Here is a 22,152-nt window from a genome sequence, read left to right as displayed (position 1 = left end):
GCCCAGTTTATGGACGAACGGCGAAATGGAGCGTTTGCCGCCTGGCGCGGATCGGCGCCGGCACGCCACGCCCGATCAGAAATCCTGCCAGCTCGCTTCCGCAACGGCGGCCGATCCGTGGGATCTGGCCGGGCGGGGGCGCTGGGGCTGTGCCGGCCTTGGCGTTGTCGCCTTGATCTCGGGGAGGGCCGAGACATTCGTCGTGGGGGTGTCGTCGAAGCGGAAGTGGCTGAGCAGTTCGAAAAGCGCTGCGGCTTCGCGCGCAAGGCTGTGGCTTGCGGCGGTCTGCTCCTCGACCATGGCAGCGTTCTTCTGCGTGCTCTGATCGACGGTATTGACAGCGCGGTTGACCTCGGCGAGCGCGGTGGACTGTTCGCGCGAGGCTTTGACGATCGCCACCACATTGCCGTTGATATCGTGAACCTGCTTGGCGATTTCCTCGAGCGCGCTGCCGGTCTTGCTGACCAGCGTCACGCCGGTTGCGACATGGCCGCTGGAGGCGGTGATCAGCGCCTTGATCTCCTTGGCGGCACTGGCCGAGCGCTGCGCGAGCTCGCGCACTTCCATGGCGACGACCGCAAAGCCCTTGCCGGCTTCGCCGGCGCGCGCCGCCTCGATGCCGGCATTCAGCGCGAGCAGGTTCGTCTGGAAGGCGATCTCGTCGATCACGCCGATGATGTTGGAAATCTCGCGCGAGGAATTTTCGATCTGGTCCATGGCTTCGATGGCGTCTTTCACCACCTGGCCGGAATGCTCCGCATGGGCCTTGGTATGGGTCACCAGCTCGCCAGCCTCGCCGGCGCGCTTGCTCGCATCCTTGACCGTGGTCGTGATCTCTTCGAGGGCTGCGGCCGTCTGTTCGACCGAGGCGGCCTGCTGTTCGGTTCGTTTCGCCAGGTCGTCGGCAGCGCTGCCGATCTCCTTCGATCCCGAGGAGATCGCCCTGGCATTGTCGGCGACCGTCGCCATGGCTTGCTTCAGCTTGTCGGAGGCGCTGTTGAAATCGGTGCGGAGGCGCTCCAGCGACGGAATGAAGGGCGATGCGATCTTCTGCGAGAGGTCGCCGTTCGACAGGTTCGTCAGGCAGGCCGCGAGTGCTTCGACGTTTTCCACGCGCGGCGTCACATCGGTCGCGAATTTCACGACCTTGAAGACCTTTCCGTTCATGTCGAAGATCGGATTGTAGGAGGCCTGGATGAAGACCTTGCGGCCGCCTTTGCCGATGCGCATGAATTCGTCGGCGACGAGCTTGCCGGCAGCGAGGTTCGGCCAGAATGCCTTGTATTCCTGCGAGGCGGCATAGGCCGGTTCGCAGAAGATCGAATGATGCCGGCCCTTGATCTCCGACAGGGCGTAGCCGAGGGCGTTGAGGAAATTCTCGTTGGCGGTCAGGATCTCGCCCTCGGGGGTGAACTCGATGATTGCCTGGGCGCGCGACAGCGCGTCGAGCTTGCCCGCGTCTTCTGCCGCGATCAGCTTCTGGCGGGTGATGTCGGTGGCGATCTTGACCACCTTGACCGGTTTACCCCGGCGGATCACCGGATTGTAGGAGGCCTCGATCCACACTTCGCGCCCGCCCTTGCCGATGCGCTTGTACTGCTGCTGATCGTAATTGCCGGCCGCGAGCTTGGCCCAGAAGGCCTTGTATTCGGGAGAGGACGCATACTCCTTTTCGACGAACATGCTGTGGTGCCGGCCGACGATTTCGGAGAATTCGTATCCGAGCGCGCGGCAGAAATTCCCGTTCGCCGTCAAGATCCTGCCTGTGAGATCGAATTCGATCATGGCCTGGGATTTGGAGAGTGAAGCAAGAACCGCAACAGCATTCGAACCACGATCAAGAATATCCACGCCATGCTCCCGAGTTAAGAAGAGGTACCCTTCAAAAGCGATAGCGAATATTTGCATATTCTGATTAATGCGGATTTAATTATATCTCTAACTTCTTGCAGCGCTGGCGGCAAAGGCGCTTTCGTTAATTCGAGCAGCTCGAGTTTTTCATCTCTTTGTTTTTGCTGTATCTTTCTGAAAGCCCCTTCGGGGCATTCCTTGCCTGCGGCAATTGGCGCGGGAGATATCGTCGGCGTGTCAGGTGCGGGAAATCCCGGCATGTCCCGTCGCGGCCACGGCCAGTGCCGCGTGGTGACCTCGCTGGCCTTTTCACATGATTTTGCTATTATTTCCGTGGGGCGCGCGACTGTGCGCCCGGCCGAACGGAGTTTCGAGATGCTCGAACGCAATCAGCTTCCCCTGCGCCCCGCCGCACCCGGTTTCGCCATCGCCTGGGTGGTGATCATTGCGGGCGCGAGCGTGGCGCTCAGCCTGCTTCTTGCCTGCGTCACGCCCTTCGTGGCGCTGGCGGCGGTCTCGGCAGTCGTTCTTCCCCGGCGGATGGCGGTGATGGCGGTTCTCATTGCCTGGCTCGCCAACCAGATGGTGGGATATTTCGTGCTCGGCTATCCCCAGACGTGGGACAGCTATGCCTGGGGGCTTGCGATCGGCATTGCGGCATTCGCCTCGCTCGCTGCCGCGCTCGGGGTGCTGCGCCTGTCCGCCGATCTTCCCGCAACGATGGCCGGCGCCTTCCTTGCCGGCTTCGTCGCCTATGAAGGCCTGCTCTTTGCCGCAACTTCAGTGCTTCCCTCCGGCGACGACGCCTTTTCGCCGTCCGTCGTCGCGAATGTGCTGCTGATCAACGCACTCGCCGCCATTGGCCTTATTGGCCTGCATGCTGCGGCGGCGGCTGGCCGTGGACTTGTCGCGGGGCATCGGGGACCGGCGCAAGCGTAGCGCGGGCAGGTGCGTCCAGCCAGTTTTCCCAAGCCTCCAAGGGGCACCTTCCGGCGCCGCTTCTGCCCGCCGGAGCGCCCGGCTCGTCCTTCGAGGCTCCGCCCTTTCGGGCTGCGCACCTCAGTATGAGGCCCTCTTGGACGTAGGCATTCCCACATACATCAGCTCGTATGACGGCTGGTTACCCTGATATAATAGCCGTCAGGGTCGACAAGGCGAAAGTCGCGCAGGCCCCAAGGCTGCAGAGCGAGATCGGAAAGCGGCCAGCCGCTGTCTCTCGCCGTGCGATAGACATCCTCAACGTCCGCGACCTTTAAGACGATCTCGACGCCAAGGCCAACTCGCTGACGGGTTTCGGCCCGTATCGGATGATCGCTAGAAAGCGTGCTTCGCGAATTAATCGCGATCACCGCGTCACCATTGCTTAACATCGTATACTCGGTGCTCGCCGAACCCTGGACTTCAAAGCCCAGAACCCGCCGATAGAAATCAAGCGATTTCTCAGGCGTTTCGACAAACAGCTCCAAGCTCAGTTGCACTGGTGCCTCCTTTTTCTGTGCGGAATGTATGCCCTCTGGAATACCTTCAGAACGTTCGTGCTGGGGATTTTCCAAGCGCGCCTCTCTTCCTTTCGTCAGTTCCGGTTTTCGAATGCGCGCCCATCACATGGGCAAAGGGTTCGTCCTCGAAAGACCGGTATTCCGGCGGCGGGTGATTTCCTCGTGGAGGTGCTCCACCGGCCGAGTCAGGTCGGGAACCTCATCGCTAGTCTGCAGCGGCACGCCGACCTGGCGGAAGAAACTTTCCAGGCCGCCGTCGCCGCCGGGCGCCAGCATGCCGAGAATTTTGCCTGGGGCATCCGTGTGGTTCCAGTAGGCATGCCGGATGTGCGGCGGCACGCTGAGGAAGGTGCCTTTGCCTGAGATCGTGCCTTGCGGCTCGCCGCCGATCCAGAAGGTGAATTCGCCGTCCAGTACATAGAAGACTTCCGCTTCCGGATGCTGGTGCGGCTCGACGCGCGCGCCGGGCGGCAGGATGGTTTCGATGAACGCGAACTGGCCGTTGGTCTCGGCCGAGGTCGCCTTGAAAGTCATCAGCCCGACCTTGAACAGGATCTGCTCGCCTTCGCCATCGGCGCGCATGACGGGTTTCCATTGCATCGGAGTTTCCCTTCGCCGTCGCTGCGGTTTGCGCGACTTCACCTGCTGTCGATTGAGGCCTCGCCCGATTGTTGCCGCTGGGCTCTAACGCGGACTGAAGGATAGGGCGCTTGGTGCTGTCGGCAACGGCTGACGTGCCTCGCCTCGAATTTGATTCATGTAACCAGTCTTACGCCTTGTTTTTTATGCGTGTTGCGGCTGCGCAGGCACCGGGCGACCCTGCCTGTTCACATCCGGCTGGAAAAGGCGGGTGCGGCAGTTCGCCATCGCGGGTCGGCTTGCCTCCCGCCCGAAAACCCGCTTATATCCCACGGTCGAAAGAGTGCTGGTCGGATGGTAGCCGGCCGTCGCCCATTGGGTGATAACTCCTCCTTTCAGGGTAACCGCGACACCGCAGCCGGCTTGCCGGCCTCGCAGGTGTGTCCGCCGGAACTCTGGAAACGTCGTCGGCGCACCTTCATGTCAACATGGAAGGAACGTTCGACTTGAAACTGACTGACAACACCATTCTCATCACCGGCGGCGCAAGCGGCATCGGGCTTGCGCTCGCACGCCAACTTTCGGCGCGCGGAAACCGCGTGATCATCTGCGGCCGGAGCCGCGAGGCGCTGGAGGCGGCGCAAGCTGATGTGCCTCACCTGATTGCGCGGGTCTGCGACGTCACCGATCTCGACGATCGCGACAGCCTGCAGGGTTGGCTGGAAAACAACCACCCGGACCTCAACATGCTGATCAACAATGCCGGGGTTCAATATCGCAGGGATTTCGACGGAGACGCTGCCGTGGCCGATCTCGAGCTGGAGGTGGCGATCAACCTTACCGCGCCGATCCGCCTGATCGACGAACTCCTGCCGATCCTGAAGCGGCAACCGAGCGCTGTTATCGTCAACGTCACCTCGGGACTGGCCTTCACGCCGCTGGCGGCCGTTCCCGTTTACTGCGCGACCAAGGCGGCGCTTCACTCCTTCACCCTGTCGCTGCGCCATCAGCTGAAGGCGACCGGCGTGCGGGTCGTCGAGATGGTGCCGCCGATGGTCGACACGAACCTCGGCGGCGGTGTGCGCGCCAAGGGGGCGGAGCGGCAACTCGCGATGTCGCCGGAGGAATTCGCCACCGAAGCGCTTGCGCAGCTGGAGAGCGGCCGGGACGAACTGCTGGTCGGCACGTCAGTCCATACCCGTCAGCACGGCGAGGCGATGTTTGCGCGGCTGAACGGCTTCTGACTAGAGATCAGAGCCGATCCCGGGCGGCCCGGACGCTCTCGAGCGGCCTGGACGCTCCCGGGATCGGCGCGTTCTCAGTCGGCCTCCCAGAGATGGTCGTGCGTCTCCTCGATATGGCGCTCGATCAGGCGGCATTCGGCATCGGTCAGGTCGAGAGGCGCGCCATCGAGGAAGGCGGTCAGCTGTTCGACCTCGCCGCCGGAAGGCGGGGCGCAGAATTCGGGGCGCGCGTGGCGGTTGCCGGGATGGTAAGGGGTAAGGGAATATTCGATCAGGAGATCGATTTCGTCGTCGCCGCGCGTCAGCGTGAAAGCGGTTTCGAACATGCTAGAGGCCGAGCGCTTCGATGCCGGCGGCAAGCTCGGCCTCCAGTTCTTCGTCCTCGTCGTCGACAAGCGGCCGGTTGAACTCTTCGTTCATGACGGCGGCGATGCGGGCAAGCCCCCGGCGGCGCCCGGCCGGTGCGAAAATGACGACCATGACACCATCGGCCTCCATGTCGAGCGACAAATACCCCTTGCCGTTGCCGCCGGAAACGCTGGCCTTGAAGGCGGTGTTGTCGGTGAAAAGCGAGACTTGTCCGCGCATGATGGATTCCCCATTGGTGATGGGGTGTTCTATCCGGTCAAAGGTTGTGGTGTGGAAATCGCAACGACATGAGCGGAAAACCTGCCGGTTGCGCGGGGCGAGACGTAGAAACGCTCGAAGGAGTTGACGTGGAAGGGACGGCGCCGACGTCTCAGTGGAGGATCGAGAGATCTGGCGCTGTGCCGTTTTCCTGCTTGGCTATTCCATAAACTGGGGGCGTGTGCGGACAGGAAATGGCTTACATAGGATCGCTAGCATCAGCCCTTGAAAAGGCGTCGCGCCAAATGAAAGCTGCCGAGACAGATCATGGTCAATGCCAGTGTTCCCACGTTCACCATAAACCAAAGCTCTCCGAAGCCCTTCGCGCCGAGCAACATTTCGCCTGCCTTACACTTGTTGAAGGCCATCAGCGACCTCGCACTGGCACACCCGGGCGGGAATCGGATCAACAGGCCATCAAACACAACCAGAAGGAAAATTCCCATAAACAGCGATTTTAACGCAGGCTTAAACTCGATGTGGCGCTTGAAGGTAATTTCCTTGTCGATTCGAATGCGGCTTAATAGGAAAACCATAGAAAATAGTAATATCGTTGTAATGATTTGTGCAAAAATCATATTGATAGGCGAATTTTTCTCAAACGAAAGATGGTAATATGGGATTGATACTATGAATGGGGCAAGGATATATGAACTGAACAGAGAGGCTGGTGTCAGGCCTTTGCGCTCCCCAAGGGTGTAAAGCATGGCGGTGGCCGAAGGTAATAAAAGTATCCAACAAACTGGACCAATCACCCACGGCAATGAAAGGGCATTCATCGTAAATTACTTCAAGTTAAGGGACCGTCATTCGGAGCGGATGTAGGTTCGAGTGCTTCACGAGTCAATCTCACGGAAGCGGCTTTCGCCGGCTCGACTTGGAGTTTCTTCAGAATAGCCGCGCTTGCCCGCGTGCGATAAGCGCCTATCCCGTCTGTTTCTTCCTTCTATTCCGCGTCGTCGGTCGCTGCGCCAGGCCGGCGGCGCGGATTTCGGTGATGCTGACGGGGTCGTCGTCGAGGTAATATTCGCTGGCCCAGGCGATCTTGCCGCCGCGCCATACACGCCGCCAAGTCAAAGCCTTCAGCCGGCCGAGCGGCGTGTCGACGCCGGCGACGGCATCGTATTCGGGGCCGATGCTGCCGGCGGCATATCGGCTGTTCCAGGCGGCGCGGGCGTTGCGCTGCACCATCTCCAGGTAATCGATGCGCTCCAACTCGGCCACTTCAGGCGAGCGGTTCGGACGCAGGGCCTTGATGGCGGCGATGATGCGGAAGGCCTGCTCGCCCGGCACCTCATCGCCGATTGCCTCGTCGACGGCGCGGAGCGCTTCGGCAATAGTGGTTTCACGGGCGAGGGCGGTGGTGAGGTTCATGGTGCGGCTGTTGTTGTGTGTTGCTGAAATCGCATTTTTGTAACATGGCGAGGAGGGGTTTGCAAATCTGTTTTGGGGATAAGCGCGGCTGGCCGACCTTGTCCTTCGAGGCCGCTTCGGTGGGCACTGTGCAAGCAAGGGTGAAGCTTTCTTGGGTGGGAGGTACTTTCTTCTTTCCTTTGCCGACGTGCCGTGGGGCACCCCCCTCTGGCCTGCCGGCCATCTCCCCCACAAGGGTGGAGATCGGCAAGAAGCCATGCCTCGCCCTAAATTTGCGGTTCGTGACGTCAGTTGTTTGGGGAAGCCATTGCGCCTAGCCGATCTCCCCCTTGTGGGGGAGATGGCCGGCAGGCCAGAGGGGGTATCGCATGGCACACACATCCACCCTCTTCCTGAGATGCGCTTCCTCCGCACGGGCTGGGGAGAGGGGTGCCATAGGCTGAACGGAACAGACATGCCCTCGATCGCTGAAAAAATCCCCACCGAAAACAGGTCCTAAAACATGATGGAGGTCGCGCGCGCCGGCGGACTCGGCGATGATGGCGCCGTCCGCCATTCCCGCGCAGAGTCTCATGATCTTCATTCCGCTCCCTTTCGTCATCGCCCTCCTGCTGCTGATCCTCTTCGTCGCCGTCATCAGGCGCGACGAGGAGGCGGCGCCGAACTGGCCGTTTCTGGCGCTGATCCTGCTTTCGGCGCTGCAATCCACCCTTTCCGGCCTGCGCTGGGGATATGGGGTGCAGGCCGTCGGCGTGATTGCGCCCGTCACTGCGGCGATGGTGCCGCCGCTTGCCTATGCCGGGGTTTCCAGGCTGGTGAGGACGAGCCGGCGGCCGCTGCCGGCGCGCATTGCGCTGCATGGCGTACCCGCCGCCCTTATCCTGATCCTGATGGCCGTCTGGCGGGACGCGATCGACATTGCGCTGGTGCTTGTCTTTGTGGGTTATGCCGCCGCGATCCTGCTTTTGATGCGCCCGGGCGCCGATGCGCTTCGGCTGGCGCCCTTCGAAGGGGCGGCGCCGGCCTACCGGGCGATCATCTTTACGGCGGCCGCACTCTGCCTTTCGGCTGTTGTCGATACCTTCGTCTTCCTCGATCTCGCCTCCGCGCATAGCGAGCGGGCGCTGACGGTGATCAGCGTCGGAAACCTCGCCGTCCTCGTCATCCTCGCCATTGCGGCGGCCGCCGCCAGCCGCAGCCGGCCGCCGGCCGAGACGGTGGAGACCGCGCCGCGCCCCGAAACGAGCGAGGACAAGGAGACGATCGCCACGATCGACGCGCTGATGGACGCGAGGAAGCTCTATCGCGACGCCAATCTCAACCTCGACCGGCTCGCCCGCAAAGCCGGCATCCCCGCCCGCCAGATCTCTGCGGCGATCAACCGGGCGATGGACAAGAACGTCTCGCAATATGTCAACGACTACAGGATCGGCGAAGCCTGCCGGCTGCTTTCCGGCACGGGCAAGTCGGTGACCGAGGTGATGTTCGAGGTCGGCTTCCAGACGAAGTCCAATTTCAACCGGGAATTCCGCCGGGTGACTGACATGACGCCGGTGGCGTGGCGGCAGAGGAAGGGTTGAGGGGAACCGCGATGGATCTTGGTTGGTGAGCGCTGCCGCTCCCATTTTTATCCCATATGTCCAGGTGCTGTTCCGGAATCCTTGTCGGGGCATTTACCTCTCCTTTCCCATCCTGCGCTTGCCACAGGAATGAAAAGAGAGGGCGTGCCGTGTGGCACCCCCCTCTGGCCTGCCGGCCATCTCCCCCACAAGTGGGGAGATCACAAGCGGCTTACGCTTCCTGCCCATCTACCGTTTCGCATGTGGCAACGTTGATTGTTTGGGGAAGCCGGTGCGCCCAGCCGATCTCCCCACTTGTGGGGGAGATGGCCGGCAGGCCAGAGGGGGGTGATCTCGGCACGCCGTTCCAAGATCTAGCCTGCGGTGCATTTTCGCGGCGGACGATTGAAGAGGCTATCAGCTGTGCATCGCGTCCAATCAAGTGCCAAGCGATGCCGCCGGCGAAGCGTGCCGATGATCCCCCGATAGCGCCGCTACCACGTACACAATCGCGATCGAGGACCGCCTGAAACATGTTCGAGGTCGCGATTTTCTAGCCGCCGGCCATGCTGTCGGCATGAACACGACATCGGAACATGAACGGGACCTTGCCGCCAAGCTGAGATCGCTTTCGATCGAGCCCGCGGCTTTCAAGACGGAGCGGGCGGAGCGCAAAGCCCGGCGGCGGGTGATGCCTGGGCTGCTGGCTCTGGCGGCGACGGTGTCGCTGGCGGCGGCTCTTCTCTATCGGCCGGCAGTATTGGAGCGCGCACTCGCGGAGCTTGCCGACGGTGGCGCTGGGATATCCGCGGGTGGAGCGGCGGTAAAGGCCCCGCCTGACGATGGGGCCGCGTCAACCCGGGATACGACTGCATCGGCCCGGGGTATGGCCGCGCCAACCCGGGGTGCGACTGCATCGACCCGAGAAATCACCGGTTCCGGTTATGTCGTGGCCCCCGATGTCGCGACTGTCTTTTCCAAATATGAGGGGCGGATCGTCGCTGTCGCGGTCGAGGCGGGCGATCGCGTCGTGGCGGGGCGGGTGCTGGCGCGGCTCGACGATGCGGGGGCGCGTTTTGCGCTTCGGGGGGCGGAGATATCGGGGCGGGCGGCGGCGCTGGCGGTTGAGGCAAAGAGCATCGCGCTGGCGCAGGCGCGGTCTTCGCTTGATCGCGCCGGGCGGCTCGCCGGGCGTGACGCGATGTCCGCCGAGGCGCTGGAGGCGGCGAAGACGGCTTTCGATACGGCTGAAAATGCCGCGGCGCAGGCACGGCAGGATGCGGCGAAGGCCGATCTCGATATCGACAGGGCGCGCGAGCAGGTCGAGGCGCTGACCGTGCGGGCGCCGATATCAGGCACCGTGACGCGGCTCGACGCGCATGTCGGCGACACGGTGCTTTCGCGGGAAGACAGCGTGCGGGAGAATGAAAGCCTGCTCGTCATTACCGACACGTCGAGCCTGGTCATCGATGCCGATGTGGCCGAGGCCAATATAGCGCTGATGCGGCCGGGTCTCTCGGGCGAGGCGGTGCTCGACGGCTTTCCCGATCAGCCCTTTGCCGTCGCGGTGTCGAAGATCGCGCCCGTCATGTCGCGGGAGAAGGGGACGGTGACGTTGCGCCTGACGCTCTCCTCGCCGCCCTCCGGCATGCGGCCTGCAATGGCGGCGCGCATCCGGCTGGTGGTGGGCGAGGAGGTGGATCACCCGCCCTCGTCCTTCGAGGCTCCGGCCCTGGGCCTACGCACCTCAGGATGAGGGCTGATCGTGCTGCCGCGGTTGCCCCTCACGCTAGCCCTCTCCCCGTAAACGGGGCGAGGGGACGTGCCTTGCGAGAGGCGGGTGGGGAATGGAGAGCGCGCGGCATATCCCCTTCGCCCCGTTTACGGGGAGAAGGTGGCGGCAGCCGGATGAGGGGCGCTACGGACGGCGCCCTCTCTCCGACCTCATCTCGAAGGACGAGGGCGGCCGCCGGTTCCCTGACCGCGAACTTTCAAACCACGAAACAATGAACCACCAAGGAGCAATCATGACCGACACTACAGAACAGTACATCGCCCTTGCCGGCGTCAGGAAGGCGTTCAGGATCGGGGGGGAGACGATACCGATTTTTTCCGGGCTCGATCTTTCCATTCCGCGCGGCGATTTCGTTGCGGTCATGGGGCCGTCGGGTTCGGGGAAGTCGACGCTGCTCAACATGCTCGGGGGCATCGACAGGCCTGATGCCGGGGAGATCAGGATCGGGCGCAGCCGTCTCGAGCAGATGGGCGAGGCGGCGAGGGCCGCGTGGCGGGCGCACAGCATGGGCATCGTCTTCCAGTTCTACAATCTGCTGCCGATGCTGAACGCGGCCGAGAATATCGAGCTGCCGCTTCTGCTGAAGCCGCTCGGGCGGAAGGAGAGGCGGGCGCGCGTCGATACGGTCATGGAGCTCGTCGGGCTTGCCGGCCGGCAGCGGCAGTTTCCGTCGAGCATGTCGGGCGGCCAGCAGCAGCGCGTCGGCATTGCGCGCGCCATCGTTGGCGATGCCGACCTCATTCTCTGCGACGAACCCACAGGCGATCTCGACCGGACATCGGCCAACGATATTCTGGAGATGCTGGGCTTTCTCAACCGCGAGCTCGGCAAGACCGTCATCATGGTCACGCACGATCCCCAAGCGGCGGCCTATGCCCGGCGCACGCTCACTCTCAACAAGGGCGAATTCACCGAGGGGACAAGCCGATGACCCTGCTCGAGCTCATGCGGCGCAATGCCTGGCGCAAGCGGCTGCGCGCGGTGCTGCTGATGTTTTCGGTCGGCGTCGCCTTCCTGATCTATGCGCTGACGGCGAGCTTTACTGCCGGCAGCCAGGGGGCGGCGGGTGCCAGCGACAATCTGCTCGGCGTCTTCAACAAGGCGGGCCGGGGGCTGCCGCTGCCGCTTGCCTATCTCAAACGGATCGCGGCGGAGAGCGATGTCGCGGCCGTCGCCTATACCGCGCGCATGCGGGGCTTCGTCGAGGTTGAGAAGAATGTGGTTGTCGTCAGCGCCGCCGATCCCCGCGCGATCGCCGCCGCCAATGGCGAGGCGCTGGGGCTGACGCCTGATCTGATCGCGGCGCTGGAAGAGGGCGGCGACCGGGTGCTGGTCGGAAGTGCGCTGGCTGAGGCGCAGGGCTGGTCGGTTGGCCAGCGCATCGGCATCACCAGCCAATTGTTGAAGGCGGACGGCAGCCGGAACTGGAGCTTCACGATCGCCGGCATCTTCGAAGGTGCCGATGCCGGCACCGACACCTATTTCATGCTCGCCCGCTACGACGCGATCAATGCCGCCCGCGCCCGGGACAAGGATACGGTCGACGCCTTCGTGGTGCGACCGCGCGCGGGCGTTTCATCGGGCGTGCTCGCCGCGCGGATCGACGCGCTGTTTGCCAATTCGGCGGCTCAGACGAAGACGCAATCGGAAAAACAGTTCCTCGAGGCCTTCCTTCGGCAATATGCCGATATCGGCCTGATCGTCGGCCTCGTCGTTGCTGCCGCCTTCGTGACGATCCTGATGATATCTGTGAACACCATGCTCTTTGCCATCCGGGAGCGCCGCTTCGAGATCGCCGTCATGAAGGTGCTCGGCTTTTCCGGCGAGCGGATCGTGGCGCTTGTTCTCGGCGAGACGCTGTTCATCTTTGCCGTCGGCGGCGCGGGCGGGCTCATCCTCGCCAAGCTTGCGACGCTGCTGATCGGGCCGGAATTCGGCCTCGTCTTCGGCTTGCCGGTGCTGCTGAAATCCGCCGCCATCATTGCCGGCCTCGGTCTGCTGACGGGGCTTCTGCCCGCTTTCAGCGCCATGCGCCTGCCCATCGTCCACGCTTTCAGAACGAGATAGCCCAATGTCGTCAGTGCTCAAGCAGAGTTTTCTCATGATCAGAGTCAATCTCGGCAGCCTGCCGCGGCGGCTCTGGATCTCAGTGTCGATGGCGCTCTCGGTTGCCCTCGTCGTGGCGGTGCTCGCGGGTTTTCTCGCCATGGCGCGCGGTTTCGAGGCAGCACTTGCAGGGGCGGGTTCGCCTGATATCGCCGTCATTCTCGGCGGAGGCACCAGCCAGGAGACGGGCTCTGATGTGCCTGCCGAGGCGATCCGCAGCCTTGCGGCGATGAGCGGCGATACGGGGATTGCCCGCAACCCCGGGATCGCCGGGGACAGCGCGGGCGGGCTGGCGCTGTCGCGCGAAGTCGTCGTTCCCATCGATGTCAGGGGCAGGGACGGCGCGGACCAGACGCTGTCGCTGCGCGGCATGGACGCGGCAGGCCCGGGCTTACGCGAGCGCGCGGCGATCTCAGAGGGGCTGATGTTTTCGCCAGGCAGCCGTGAGATCGTCGTCGGCGCCCGCATCGCCGAGGCTTTCCCCGGTTTTGCCGTCGGCGACACGGTGCGGCTCGGGGCTGTGGACTGGAAGGTCGCCGGGCATTTCGCCTCGGGTGGTAGCGCCTTCGAATCCGAGATCTGGGCGGACCGGGAGGCGGTGCAATCGGCCTTCGACCGGCAGGGGCAGGTGCAGAGCCTCAGGGTGCGGCTCGATGGCGGCGATCCCGCCCGGGCGCTCGCGACGCTGCGTGCAAGGCTTTCAGCACTTGCCGGCCCGCCGCTCACAGCCGTCTCCGAGGCCGATCTCTATGCTGCGCAGGCCGAGCGTACCGAAAGCCTGATCCGCCTGTTCGGCTGGCCGATTGCGCTGCTGATGGCGGTGGGTGCCGCGGCGGGCGCTTTGAATACGATGATGAGCTCGGTCTCCGACCGCGCCGTCGAGATCGCCACGCTGCGGCTCCTCGGCTTCTCCCGCCTGCCGGCCTTTACGGCGACCTGGGTCGAGGCGGTGCTGCTTTCGGCGGCAGGCGCGGCCATCGGCATCCTCGCCTCCCGGCTCGCTTTCGACGGCTGGCAGGCGAGCACGATGGGCGCGAACAATACCCGGATGGCGTTTCAGCTTGTCGTGACACCCGACGTGATTTTGACCGCCGGGTTGCTTGGGCTCGCCGTCGGGGTGATCGGCGGCGCGCTGCCGGCGCTGGCGGCGACAAGGTTGCCGCTGAATGCGGCGTTGCGGGCGAGGGGTTAGGGATTTGGGTTGAAGAGCAGTCGATTGCCGTTCGCTTTCCGCTCAAGGCGGGGTGAGCGACGACAGGAGTGAATGCGCTGAGCGAAAGCGAGGGCAAGTATTCACGCGCCGTAAAGTAGCAAATCGACATATACAAAGCGCCAAATGCCACGATTTATTCGCCTCGAAGTCGATGGTTTTTAAGTCGGGGTTGCAGCTTTCGATCGGCTTGGCCTTTCCCTGTGGAAGAAGTCCCGCGAACCGGCACGCTGCCTCATTGACACCATCTTATCGCCTTCTTGCCGTGGCGGGTTGCGCCCGCCGCGTCGGATCGGCCGACTCCCAGTCGATTCGCGTGGCGACATAGCGATCCGACGAACAGGGCAACATGGCGATATGACAATCTACTATGTGAACTCAGCGACTGGCTCCGACGACAACACCGGAACGGGCCTGAAATCGGCTTTTGCGACTTTGTCCAAGGTGGAATCCTTGCAACTGAAACCGGGCGACAGCGTGCTCCTTGCCAAGGGGAGCGTGTTCAACGAGCAGCTCGACATCAAATTTTCCGGCGCCCAGGGCGCGCCGATCAAGTTCGGCAGTTACGGCACGGGGGCCGCACCCGTGATCCACAGCGCCGGCGACGGCATTCACAGCCTTTATGCCACGAATATTGTTATCGAGAACATCAAGATCTCAAATGCCGGCGGCGCGGCCATCTATGGCGGCAACGTCTCGAACTGGACGGTGCGCAACGTCGAGGTCGACAAATCAGGTGTGTCGGGCAAATCGGGTTCCGTCACCTTCCGGACCGGCGAGAACATCACCATCGAAAACAGCAAGATATCGGGCGTCCATGGTGACGGCGTCTGGATCGAAAAGATCAACGGCGTCAAGCTTCTCAACAATACCATCACGAACAGCCACGGTCCTTTGGCCGATGGCGTGCAGATGAACGACAGCAGCAATATCCTGATCCACGGCAATCATATCGACCAGACGAATGCCAATAGTCCCAAGGGCGTGCTGACGCTGATCCGGCCGGTGAATGCCGTGGTCGAAGACAACGTGCTCACCGGCGGCGGCTTCGGCATCAGCGCGCAGGCGGGCAAGACCGTCGCCATCCGCGGCAACGACATATCGGGATTTCACGGCTACAGCTGGTCGTTTGCCGTCGCTCTCGGCGAGACGGGCAATGCGAGAGACTACGATATTTCGGGCAACCACATCCATGACGGCGCATGGGGCGTTGTTGTGACCGCCCCGATCGGCAGCCCGAGCTATGCCCGCACAAACATCAACGTCCACAACAACACCTTCGACGACCTTTCGGGGGCCGCACTGAAGGTCGACAGGCCCGCATCCGGCTCCTTTCACGACAATACCGTCGAGAGCGGCACCACGGCCACCAGCATATCGCCCGCCATCATCGACGCGCACACCTTCACCGTCAGCAACAACCATATCGTCGCCAATGTCGAGGCGACGACGCTTGCGGCCGCCGATGTAAAGACCACTGCGGCGACGGATGCGCCCGCCGATCCCGCTGTTGTCGCCGTCCATGACAACCTGAAGATCCTGAGCGATAACGGTGCTCCCCACCACGGCAATCTTCTCGAAAACGACAGCTCGGATGACGGCACCCTGGCGCTTCGCCGCTTCGGAAACGAAACCGTCGGCAAGCACGGCCTGACGCTGAGCGGGGATTACGGCGACATCCACGTCGAGAGAGACGGCAGCTATGCCTACACGCTCGATGAAACGAAGCTCCCCGATGGGCATAGCGGACATGTGAGCGAGAACTTCAGCTACGGGATCACCGACGCAACCGGGCATCACAGCGACACCGATATGCTGACGGTGTTCGTCCATCTGGATAGCTTGCTGAGCTGAGGGTATTTTGCCCGGCACCTCTCCGGCGTCGGCCTGAGAGGTGCGCGTCTTCACGATGATCCTTTGAGGCGATCCTGCGGATCGCACATCAGGATGAGGGCTGATGGGTATGCCGCGGTTGCCCCTCACCCTAACCCTCTCCCCGTAAACGGGGCGAGGGGACGTGCCTTGCGAGAGGTGGGCTGGGGACCGAGAGCTTGCGGCGTATCCCCTTCGCCCCGCAAGCGGGGGTCCGAAGGACGGGTCGAGACACGTGGCTCGACCCCGGTCGGTGGCGGCAGCCGGATGAGGGGCGCTACGGACCGCGACCTCGTCACGTAAGCTTCAATGCCGGTTACGCAACAGTCCCCAATATGGCAGATGCTGAATATCGAAGGCCAATTTATTCCTTCTCGATCCTTTCCTTCAGCTCGTCCCACAGCAGATAGTGAAAAGGGCTGCCTGTTTTCTCTCTGATAAATTTTCCACCGGATGCATTTATAAAAATCTCTGTGGCGAAAGAGAGAAAGGACATAAACCCTAAAATTACTGTCGAAATTATTGCCACTGCTAGAATTACCGATAGTAGAACTGCTCCGTGATGGTCGGAAATTCTTGCGTCGCCGAATAACGCATAACCTGCGAGAGCGTCGGAGAGTGTCACGGCGACTGTGGCGAATAAAAATCGGAGGGTAGTAACCTTCTTCAATTCGGTGTCCTCTTTGCCAGACTTCTCTTATTCTACAGGACCAGTTGCGTGGGTCGAGTTAGCGACGTGGTGTGATCTGTAAAAGTGTCGGCGCAGATCGGTACGCAATGCTCCACTCCCCCATGAGTCGTTGATTCGAATTTTCTTTTCGTGTAGGTTGCAGTTATCGAGAATGACGTCACCGCCTGGCGTTTTCTCGGGATGGAGGCCGGCCCCGTGGGCCTCTCGGCTGCCATGACGGCAGCGCATCCAAGGGCCTTTCGAAATGTCCCCTGACCACCGCCGCATCCAATGGATTCGACGCAGCCGACCCCTGAGCGCTGCGCAATAGAAGAAACAGGCGCCATGACAATCTACTATGTGAATTCGGCAACCGGCTCCAATTCCAACGGCGGAACGAGCGTGGACGCGCCTTTTGCGAGCTTCTCCGCGGTGGAGGCCTTGAAGCTGCAGCCGGGCGACACCGTGCTGCTGGCCGCCGGCAGCGTGTTCAACGAGCAGTTCGATCTCAAATATTCCGGCACTGTCAGCGCGCCCATCACCATCGGCAGCTACGGGATCGGCGATGCGCCCGTGATCCATAGCCCCGGCGACGGCATTCACAGCCTCTATGCTACGAACATCATCATCGAGAACATCAAGATCTCCGATACCGAGGGCGCGGCGATCTACGGCGGCACCGTTTCGAACTGGACGGTGCGCAACGTCGAGATCGATCACACCGGCTTGTCGAGGAGCGGTTCCGTCACCTTCCGGACCGGCTCCAACATCACCATCGAAAACACCACGATCAACGACGTCAACGGCGACGGCATGTGGATCGAGAAGATCAACGGCGTCACCCTCGTCAACAACACCGTCACCAATGCCCATGGCACTGCGGCCGACGCCATCCAGATAAACGACAGCAGCAACATCTACATCTCTGGCAATCATCTCGACCAGACGGGTGCCACCACGCCGAAGGGCGTGCTGACGCTGATCCGGCCGGTGAATGCCGTGATCGAGGACAATGTGCTCACCGGCGGCGGCTTCGGCATCAGCGCACAGGCGGGCACCAACATCACAATCCACAACAACGACATTTCGGGATATGGCGGCTACAGCTGGTCCTATGGCATCGGTCTCGGCGATTCCGGCGATACGCGCGACTACGACATCTCGGGCAACTACATCCATGGCGGCGTCTGGGGCGTGTCGGTCAGCTCGGCCGGCACCACCAGCTACGTCAGAGAGAATATCGATGTGCACAACAACACCTTCGACGACCTGACGCAGGCCGCACTGAAGGTCGACAGGCCCGCATCCGGCGCCTTCCACGACAATGCCATCGCAAGCGACGTGACGCCCTACAGCATATCCCCAGCGATCATCGCCGCGGGCACTTTCCCCGTCAGCAACAATACGACCTTCGAAGATGCCCAGCTTCACCTTGCGAGCCTTGACCTCCAGGCCGCCGGGGAGACGGTGCACGTCACCGCCGACCTAACGACGACGGCCCATGACGGCCTGAAAGCCTCGCCCGACAAGATCGCGCTGGAAAAGGCCGGTCACGCCACCCTTTTTGACGACAGCATATTCGGCGAAACCCTGCAGCTTCGCCACTTCGGCCACGACGTCTTCGACAGGCACGAACCGACGCCTAAGGGCGGCGATCACGGCGCGGCGGTCGATTTCGCCGATCTCTTTGCAGACAAGGGAGGTCTCGGCGAGTCCCATCATCTTGAGATCGCCGACGGGGCTTCGCATCATGGCGACGCGGATGCGGCCGGCATCCCCGGCCATCCGGACGGCGTGCTGCATTAAAGGTTACTGCGGCGGCCGGGAGCGTATGTCTTACCGGTCGCCGAGCAGGGTCTGCATGACCTCGGCTTCGATTTCCCTGCAGATGATCTCGTATTCGGCGACGATCGCCGGATCTGCCGACGCATCCCTGCGCATGCGATCGAGCACGGTGCAGGCTTCGCCATAGGCGCCGCACAATTCGCGGAGATCGGGGTCGTCTGCCGCGGCCGCCCTGATCGTTGCCCGCGTTGCGGGCAGCCGCATCATCAGCCTGGCCAGCCCCCGTTCGGCGGCATGTCCGGCGAGAGGGGCGACGCTTTCTTTCCTGACCATGCCATCATCCCTTGCTGCCTTTGTTGCCGTTGAAGGCAGTACGCAGGAATCTCGCCTCCGGTTTCATGCCGGATGCGAATTGGCGGTGCGGCCGCGCGCGTTTTTCACGGTGCCGGGCAATGCCGAAAAATCTCCAAAAACCCTTTCTTAAAAACCTCCTTGCCACTGAATTCCAATGAATCCAATGATTTAAGATTGACAAAGAGGTTTTTAAGAGAGGTCAACATTTTAAAAAATGGGTGGAGAGCGGCCTTTGCGACCGGTTTCCGGTGCTTTTTTGAAAATGTTGGGTCTCCTTAAAAACGTCCTTCCAAACCTCCGTGGCGGTGTGGGGCTGTGCTCTTTCGGGGCAACAATTGCGGCCGCCGTCTCGTCTCCGAAGCGAGCGCAATGTATTGCCGTTGCCGTCCAAGTATTCAGAGCGATCGCTGGAAATATGGGGCAGGCGAGAGGTTGCGTCTACATCCCCGCATGGCAGGGCGTTTTGCCGTGTTCGCCGCATCTGCCGGCTGGCCAGCAATGCCTTTGCGCCAAGTTCTGCTTTCAGGCTTACCTGCAGAAATACCCGAATAAATTGTTTCTCATTGACGCCATGATTCATCTCTACCTTTCCGCCCGCATTTTAATCTTCGTCACAATTGAGATCATCATGATCTTGAAAACAATGGTGAGAAACTATGAGGGTTATTCTCGTCATCGTCCTCACGGCCCTTGCCGTGCCCTGTGAGGCAGACATGTTCGGCACGGCGTCCCGGTACAAAAGCATGCATGAACGCTCCATCTCCTTCCTCAGCGTCAATCCGAGGCGCACCTCATGGTGCGGGGCGTTCCTGGCCTTTGTCGCTAAGCGATCCTCCCGCGAACCGCCTGACAATCCGAACATGGCGCGGTCCTGGATGAGCTTCGGCAGGCCGGTCTTCGCCCGCTCCGCCCAGCGCGGAGACGTGGTGGTGATCCGCAGCGGCAGGCGCTTCCACGTCAGCCTGTTCGATCATTTCGACCAGCGGCGCCAATACGTCTACCTCTTCGGCGGCAACCAATCGAACCGGGTCCAGCTGTCACGCTACCGCGCCAGCTCCGTCGTCGCCGTTCGACGATAAAGCCCGCAATTCTGCTCCCTTAAAAACATCCCTGCCACTGAATTTCAATGAATCCAATCTCTTAAGATTGACAAGGAGGTTTTTAAGAGAGGTCAACATTTTAAAAAATGGATGCAGCCGAGGTCTGCCGCCGATCTTATTTCGCGTTTTTAAAAATGTTGGGCCTCCTTAAAAACGTCCTTCCAAACCTCTGTGGCGTTCACGGCACTCGTTTGGAGCTTGGCTTCAATATCTCTCGAACGCGATCTGCTTGCTCGCTCGTGCTTTCGAAAAGGAACGGACCTGCGCATGGAGCTTGCAGGACGGTCATGGAAGCCGCCTGGGGCCACTACTGTCAGGCAGATGGTCCCCAAGCTCCCTCATTCCTGTGCCTGTCACAGGAATCCAGTGCGCCCAAGTCCTTGGGCGCGAAAGACTCTTTCTTTCGAACGATTGCTTCATTCACGGCGCGGACGCGCCGTGGCTGGATTCCTGTGACGAGCACAGGAATGAGGGAACTTGGGGAAGCGCGCAACGCCTTCCGTCAATCGCCCCCGTCCACCGCGCAGAGCACGCCGTTAACGGGGATGGCCACCATCTTTTCTCGCTTGAGATCGAACCTCCAGGCTGCGACCACATTCTCCGATCCATAGGAGCCATCCGCCTGCTCCGCCATCGTGCCGAGCGCGACGATGGTGGCATCGTCGGGAAATTGACTAGAGGAGCAATAGCCCGGCCCGAGGAGCTCGTGGCGGGGCGTCGGCTTTGTCATGACGATTTGATCGACCGGGGTCCAGACAGGGTTGTTCCCAACGCGGCCCGTCTCACGCTCAAGCCTCAGGACCAGTTGCTGGCCGCATTGCAGCTCGGTGGCTCCATATGCCGGGCTTGCCGGCGCGTTTGATACCATCGAGCTGCCGATTTCCGAGCAGTTGTCCGTCGCGAGGCGAGAGGTCTTTGCCCGCGCCTCGCTGGCGTGAGCAAAGGTCGGGGTCAGGGCGAGAAGAGCGGCAATTGCCGGCAGGTATCGTGACATTGGAAAACCATTGGAGCGTGAAGCGAGGCGAGGGACTGCTGGCCTAAATCCCGCAATCCTGAAGAGAGGACCGTAGCTTTGCTCGGGGGAGTGTCAAGAGTCGATATTGCCAGGAGAACGTCAGCCGCTGCTGACGCTTCGGAAGGCGGTGATGATGCTGTCCGCCGCCAGCCGCGCCTCGTCCGCGGTCGTCTGGAAATTGGTGACGGAGAGGCGCAGGACCTCGCGGCCGTGCCATTTGGCGCCACCGGCGAAGAGGGTGGCGTCTTCGCGGATCTTTTCGATGGTCTTGCGGGTGATCGCGTCGCTTTCGTCGTCCGGGCGGCCGGTGGCGAAGCGGAGGATGAGCTGGTTCAGCGTGACGTCGTTCAAGATGGTGATGCCGGGTTCGCGCGCAAGATGCTCGGCGAGCACGTGGGCGGAGGCGCAGCATTGGTCGATGAGGGCGGCAATGCCGTTGCGGCCGAGATGTTTCAGCATTGCCCAGGTGGCGAAACCGCGGGCGCGCCTGGAAAGCTCCGGCACGTAATGGGAGGGGTCGCGCTCGCCCTCAGTCGCAAGCGGCAGGTAGCTCGCGGCGATCGTCATAGCGCGGCGGTGGGCGAGCTCGTCGCGCACGATCGCATAGCCGCAGTCATAGGGCGTCTGCAGCCATTTGTGGCCGTCGGTCGCCCAGCTGTCGGCCGCCTCGACGCCGCGGCTGAGATGGCTGAAATTCCCGGATGCCTGCGCCCAGAGGCCGAAGGCACCGTCGATATGCACCCAGGCGCCTTTTTCCTTCAGCGCCGGGATGATGCGGAGAAAATCGTCGAAAGCGCCGGTATTGATCTGTCCGGCCTGGAGGATGGCGATACAAGGACCGGTGACCGCGGCAAGCGCGCCGGGCAGAGCGGCCGGATCGATGCGGCCCACCCGGTCGGTCGGCAGGCGCAGCACGCGGTCGTGGCCGAGGCCCAGGAATTGCAGCGCGGAGAAGACGGTCGTGTGGGCGTCGTCGCCGATCAGCACGGTAATCTCGGGTGCGCCGAACAGGCCCCTGGCATCGGCATCCCAGCCGGCTTTGCGCAACACCTCGCCGCGGGCGGCGGCAAGGCAGGTGAAGTTTGCGACCGTCGCACCGGTGACGAAGCCGACGGAGCTTTCGGCCGGCAGCTTCAATATGTCGAGAAGCCATCTCGCCGCGACGGTTTCGACGGCGGCAGCGGCCGGGGCGACGACATGGTTTCCGGCATTCTGCCCCCAGGCGCTGGTCAGGAAATCGGCGGCGACGCCGACCGGATGGGAGCCGCCGATGACCCAGCCGAAGAAGCGCGGACCTGTGGTGAGATGCAGCCCGGGCTCGGCGCTTTCGGCAAGCTGCCTGATGACATCGGCCATATCGGCGCCGGCTGCCGGCAGCGGGTCGTCGAAAGCGGCGAGGCAAGCGGCATAATCATGCCGGGGCACATGACGGGCAGGGGCGCTCTCACGAAACCCGGCCGCAAGCCGGGCGGCTTCCTGAAACAGAGATGCGATTGCCGACATTCGCTCCCC

General features: G+C 62.3%; 22 protein-coding genes. 10 read left to right on the top strand and 12 right to left on the bottom strand.

Annotation, left to right across the window (positions count from 1 at the left end):
- Nucleotides 1-75: 75 nt before the first annotated feature.
- Nucleotides 76-1,851, bottom strand: a complete 1,776-nt coding sequence (locus tag EFB14_RS27910) for a methyl-accepting chemotaxis protein (protein WP_126829704.1) — start codon at nt 1,849-1,851, stop codon at nt 76-78.
- A gap of 375 nt (nt 1,852-2,226) precedes the next feature.
- Between EFB14_RS27910 and EFB14_RS27905 the strand changes: the two genes are divergently transcribed.
- The gene (locus tag EFB14_RS27905; protein WP_126829703.1) at nt 2,227-2,790 is read left to right on the top strand and encodes a hypothetical protein; all 564 of its coding nucleotides are present in this window, start codon (nt 2,227-2,229) and stop codon (nt 2,788-2,790) included.
- A 161-nt stretch (nt 2,791-2,951) separates the two neighbouring features.
- Here EFB14_RS27905 and EFB14_RS27900 read toward each other — a convergent pair whose 3' ends face one another.
- Nucleotides 2,952-3,329, bottom strand: coding sequence for a VOC family protein (locus tag EFB14_RS27900; protein WP_126829772.1), 378 nt, complete (start codon nt 3,327-3,329; stop codon nt 2,952-2,954).
- 123 nt (nt 3,330-3,452) lie between these two features.
- Entirely contained in the window at nt 3,453-3,950 is a 498-nt protein-coding gene (locus EFB14_RS27895; RefSeq protein WP_126829702.1) for a cupin domain-containing protein, read from the bottom strand.
- 485 nt (nt 3,951-4,435) lie between these two features.
- Between EFB14_RS27895 and EFB14_RS27890 the strand changes: the two genes are divergently transcribed.
- Nucleotides 4,436-5,173, top strand: coding sequence for an SDR family oxidoreductase (locus tag EFB14_RS27890; protein ID WP_126829701.1), 738 nt, complete (start codon nt 4,436-4,438; stop codon nt 5,171-5,173).
- 74 nt (nt 5,174-5,247) lie between these two features.
- Here the strand turns inward: EFB14_RS27890 and EFB14_RS27885 are convergent, their stop codons facing one another.
- The 4 genes from EFB14_RS27885 to EFB14_RS27870 all read right to left on the bottom strand — a co-directional run bounded on the left by EFB14_RS27885 (nt 5,248) and on the right by EFB14_RS27870 (nt 7,174).
- Nucleotides 5,248-5,499 carry a hypothetical protein gene (locus tag EFB14_RS27885; protein WP_126829700.1) on the bottom strand — a complete coding sequence of 84 codons (252 nt, stop codon included), beginning with the start codon at nt 5,497-5,499 and terminating at the stop codon, nt 5,248-5,250.
- A gap of 1 nt (nt 5,500) precedes the next feature.
- Nucleotides 5,501-5,761, bottom strand: a complete 261-nt coding sequence (locus EFB14_RS27880; RefSeq protein ID WP_126829699.1) for a hypothetical protein — start codon at nt 5,759-5,761, stop codon at nt 5,501-5,503.
- Between the two features lie 257 nt (nt 5,762-6,018).
- Entirely contained in the window at nt 6,019-6,579 is a 561-nt protein-coding gene (locus tag EFB14_RS27875; protein WP_126829698.1) for a hypothetical protein, read from the bottom strand.
- A gap of 145 nt (nt 6,580-6,724) precedes the next feature.
- Entirely contained in the window at nt 6,725-7,174 is a 450-nt protein-coding gene (locus EFB14_RS27870) for a hypothetical protein (RefSeq protein WP_126829697.1), read from the bottom strand.
- A gap of 572 nt (nt 7,175-7,746) precedes the next feature.
- Between EFB14_RS27870 and EFB14_RS27860 the strand changes: the two genes are divergently transcribed.
- The 6 genes from EFB14_RS27860 to EFB14_RS27830 all read left to right on the top strand — a co-directional run bounded on the left by EFB14_RS27860 (nt 7,747) and on the right by EFB14_RS27830 (nt 15,698).
- Nucleotides 7,747-8,754 carry a helix-turn-helix domain-containing protein gene (locus EFB14_RS27860; RefSeq protein WP_126829770.1) on the top strand — a complete coding sequence of 336 codons (1,008 nt, stop codon included), beginning with the start codon at nt 7,747-7,749 and terminating at the stop codon, nt 8,752-8,754.
- Between the two features lie 556 nt (nt 8,755-9,310).
- Nucleotides 9,311-10,489, top strand: a complete 1,179-nt coding sequence (locus EFB14_RS27850) for an efflux RND transporter periplasmic adaptor subunit (RefSeq protein ID WP_126829696.1) — start codon at nt 9,311-9,313, stop codon at nt 10,487-10,489.
- Nucleotides 10,490-10,760: 271 nt separating this feature from the next.
- Complete coding sequence (locus EFB14_RS27845) at nt 10,761-11,459, top strand: ABC transporter ATP-binding protein (protein WP_126829695.1); 699 nt, start codon at nt 10,761-10,763, stop codon at nt 11,457-11,459.
- Nucleotides 11,456-12,595, top strand: coding sequence for an ABC transporter permease (locus EFB14_RS27840; RefSeq protein ID WP_126829694.1), 1,140 nt, complete (start codon nt 11,456-11,458; stop codon nt 12,593-12,595). Before EFB14_RS27845 ends, EFB14_RS27840 begins: the two co-directional genes overlap by 4 nt.
- A 4-nt stretch (nt 12,596-12,599) precedes the next feature.
- Nucleotides 12,600-13,826: an ABC transporter permease gene (locus EFB14_RS27835; protein ID WP_126829693.1), complete on the top strand. Its 1,227-nt coding sequence runs from the start codon at nt 12,600-12,602 to the stop codon at nt 13,824-13,826.
- A 375-nt stretch (nt 13,827-14,201) separates the two neighbouring features.
- Entirely contained in the window at nt 14,202-15,698 is a 1,497-nt protein-coding gene (locus EFB14_RS27830; RefSeq protein WP_126829692.1) for a right-handed parallel beta-helix repeat-containing protein, read from the top strand.
- A gap of 382 nt (nt 15,699-16,080) precedes the next feature.
- On the opposite strand, the gene EFB14_RS27820 is transcribed toward EFB14_RS27830, so the two are convergent.
- A complete protein-coding gene (locus EFB14_RS27820) occupies nt 16,081-16,386 on the bottom strand; it encodes a hypothetical protein (protein WP_126829690.1) in 306 nt (101 codons plus the stop codon).
- Nucleotides 16,387-16,731: 345 nt separating this feature from the next.
- Between EFB14_RS27820 and EFB14_RS27815 the strand changes: the two genes are divergently transcribed.
- Nucleotides 16,732-18,192 (top strand): right-handed parallel beta-helix repeat-containing protein, encoded by a 1,461-nt coding sequence (locus EFB14_RS27815; RefSeq protein WP_126829689.1) that lies wholly within the window; start codon nt 16,732-16,734, stop codon nt 18,190-18,192.
- Nucleotides 18,193-18,222: 30 nt separating this feature from the next.
- Here the strand turns inward: EFB14_RS27815 and EFB14_RS27810 are convergent, their stop codons facing one another.
- Complete coding sequence (locus EFB14_RS27810; RefSeq protein WP_126829688.1) at nt 18,223-18,504, bottom strand: nodulation protein; 282 nt, start codon at nt 18,502-18,504, stop codon at nt 18,223-18,225.
- Nucleotides 18,505-18,724: 220 nt separating this feature from the next.
- Entirely contained in the window at nt 18,725-19,105 is a 381-nt protein-coding gene (locus tag EFB14_RS33090) for a hypothetical protein (RefSeq protein ID WP_164737599.1), read from the bottom strand.
- A gap of 76 nt (nt 19,106-19,181) precedes the next feature.
- Between EFB14_RS33090 and EFB14_RS27800 the strand changes: the two genes are divergently transcribed.
- Nucleotides 19,182-19,604, top strand: coding sequence for a TIGR02594 family protein (locus tag EFB14_RS27800; protein WP_125849879.1), 423 nt, complete (start codon nt 19,182-19,184; stop codon nt 19,602-19,604).
- A 523-nt stretch (nt 19,605-20,127) separates the two neighbouring features.
- Here EFB14_RS27800 and EFB14_RS27790 read toward each other — a convergent pair.
- Nucleotides 20,128-20,619 carry a hypothetical protein gene (locus EFB14_RS27790; protein ID WP_126829685.1) on the bottom strand — a complete coding sequence of 164 codons (492 nt, stop codon included), beginning with the start codon at nt 20,617-20,619 and terminating at the stop codon, nt 20,128-20,130.
- Nucleotides 20,620-20,739: 120 nt separating this feature from the next.
- The gene (locus EFB14_RS27785; RefSeq protein WP_126829684.1) at nt 20,740-22,143 is read right to left on the bottom strand and encodes a pyridoxal phosphate-dependent decarboxylase family protein; all 1,404 of its coding nucleotides are present in this window, start codon (nt 22,141-22,143) and stop codon (nt 20,740-20,742) included.
- Between the last annotated feature and the right edge of the window lie 9 nt (nt 22,144-22,152).

The organism is Rhizobium fabae (assembly GCF_003985135.1).
GTDB lineage: Bacteria > Pseudomonadota > Alphaproteobacteria > Rhizobiales > Rhizobiaceae > Rhizobium > Rhizobium pisi.
The sequence above is the reverse complement of the archived record's forward strand: the minus strand, read 5'-3'. Positions and strand labels throughout refer to the sequence as shown.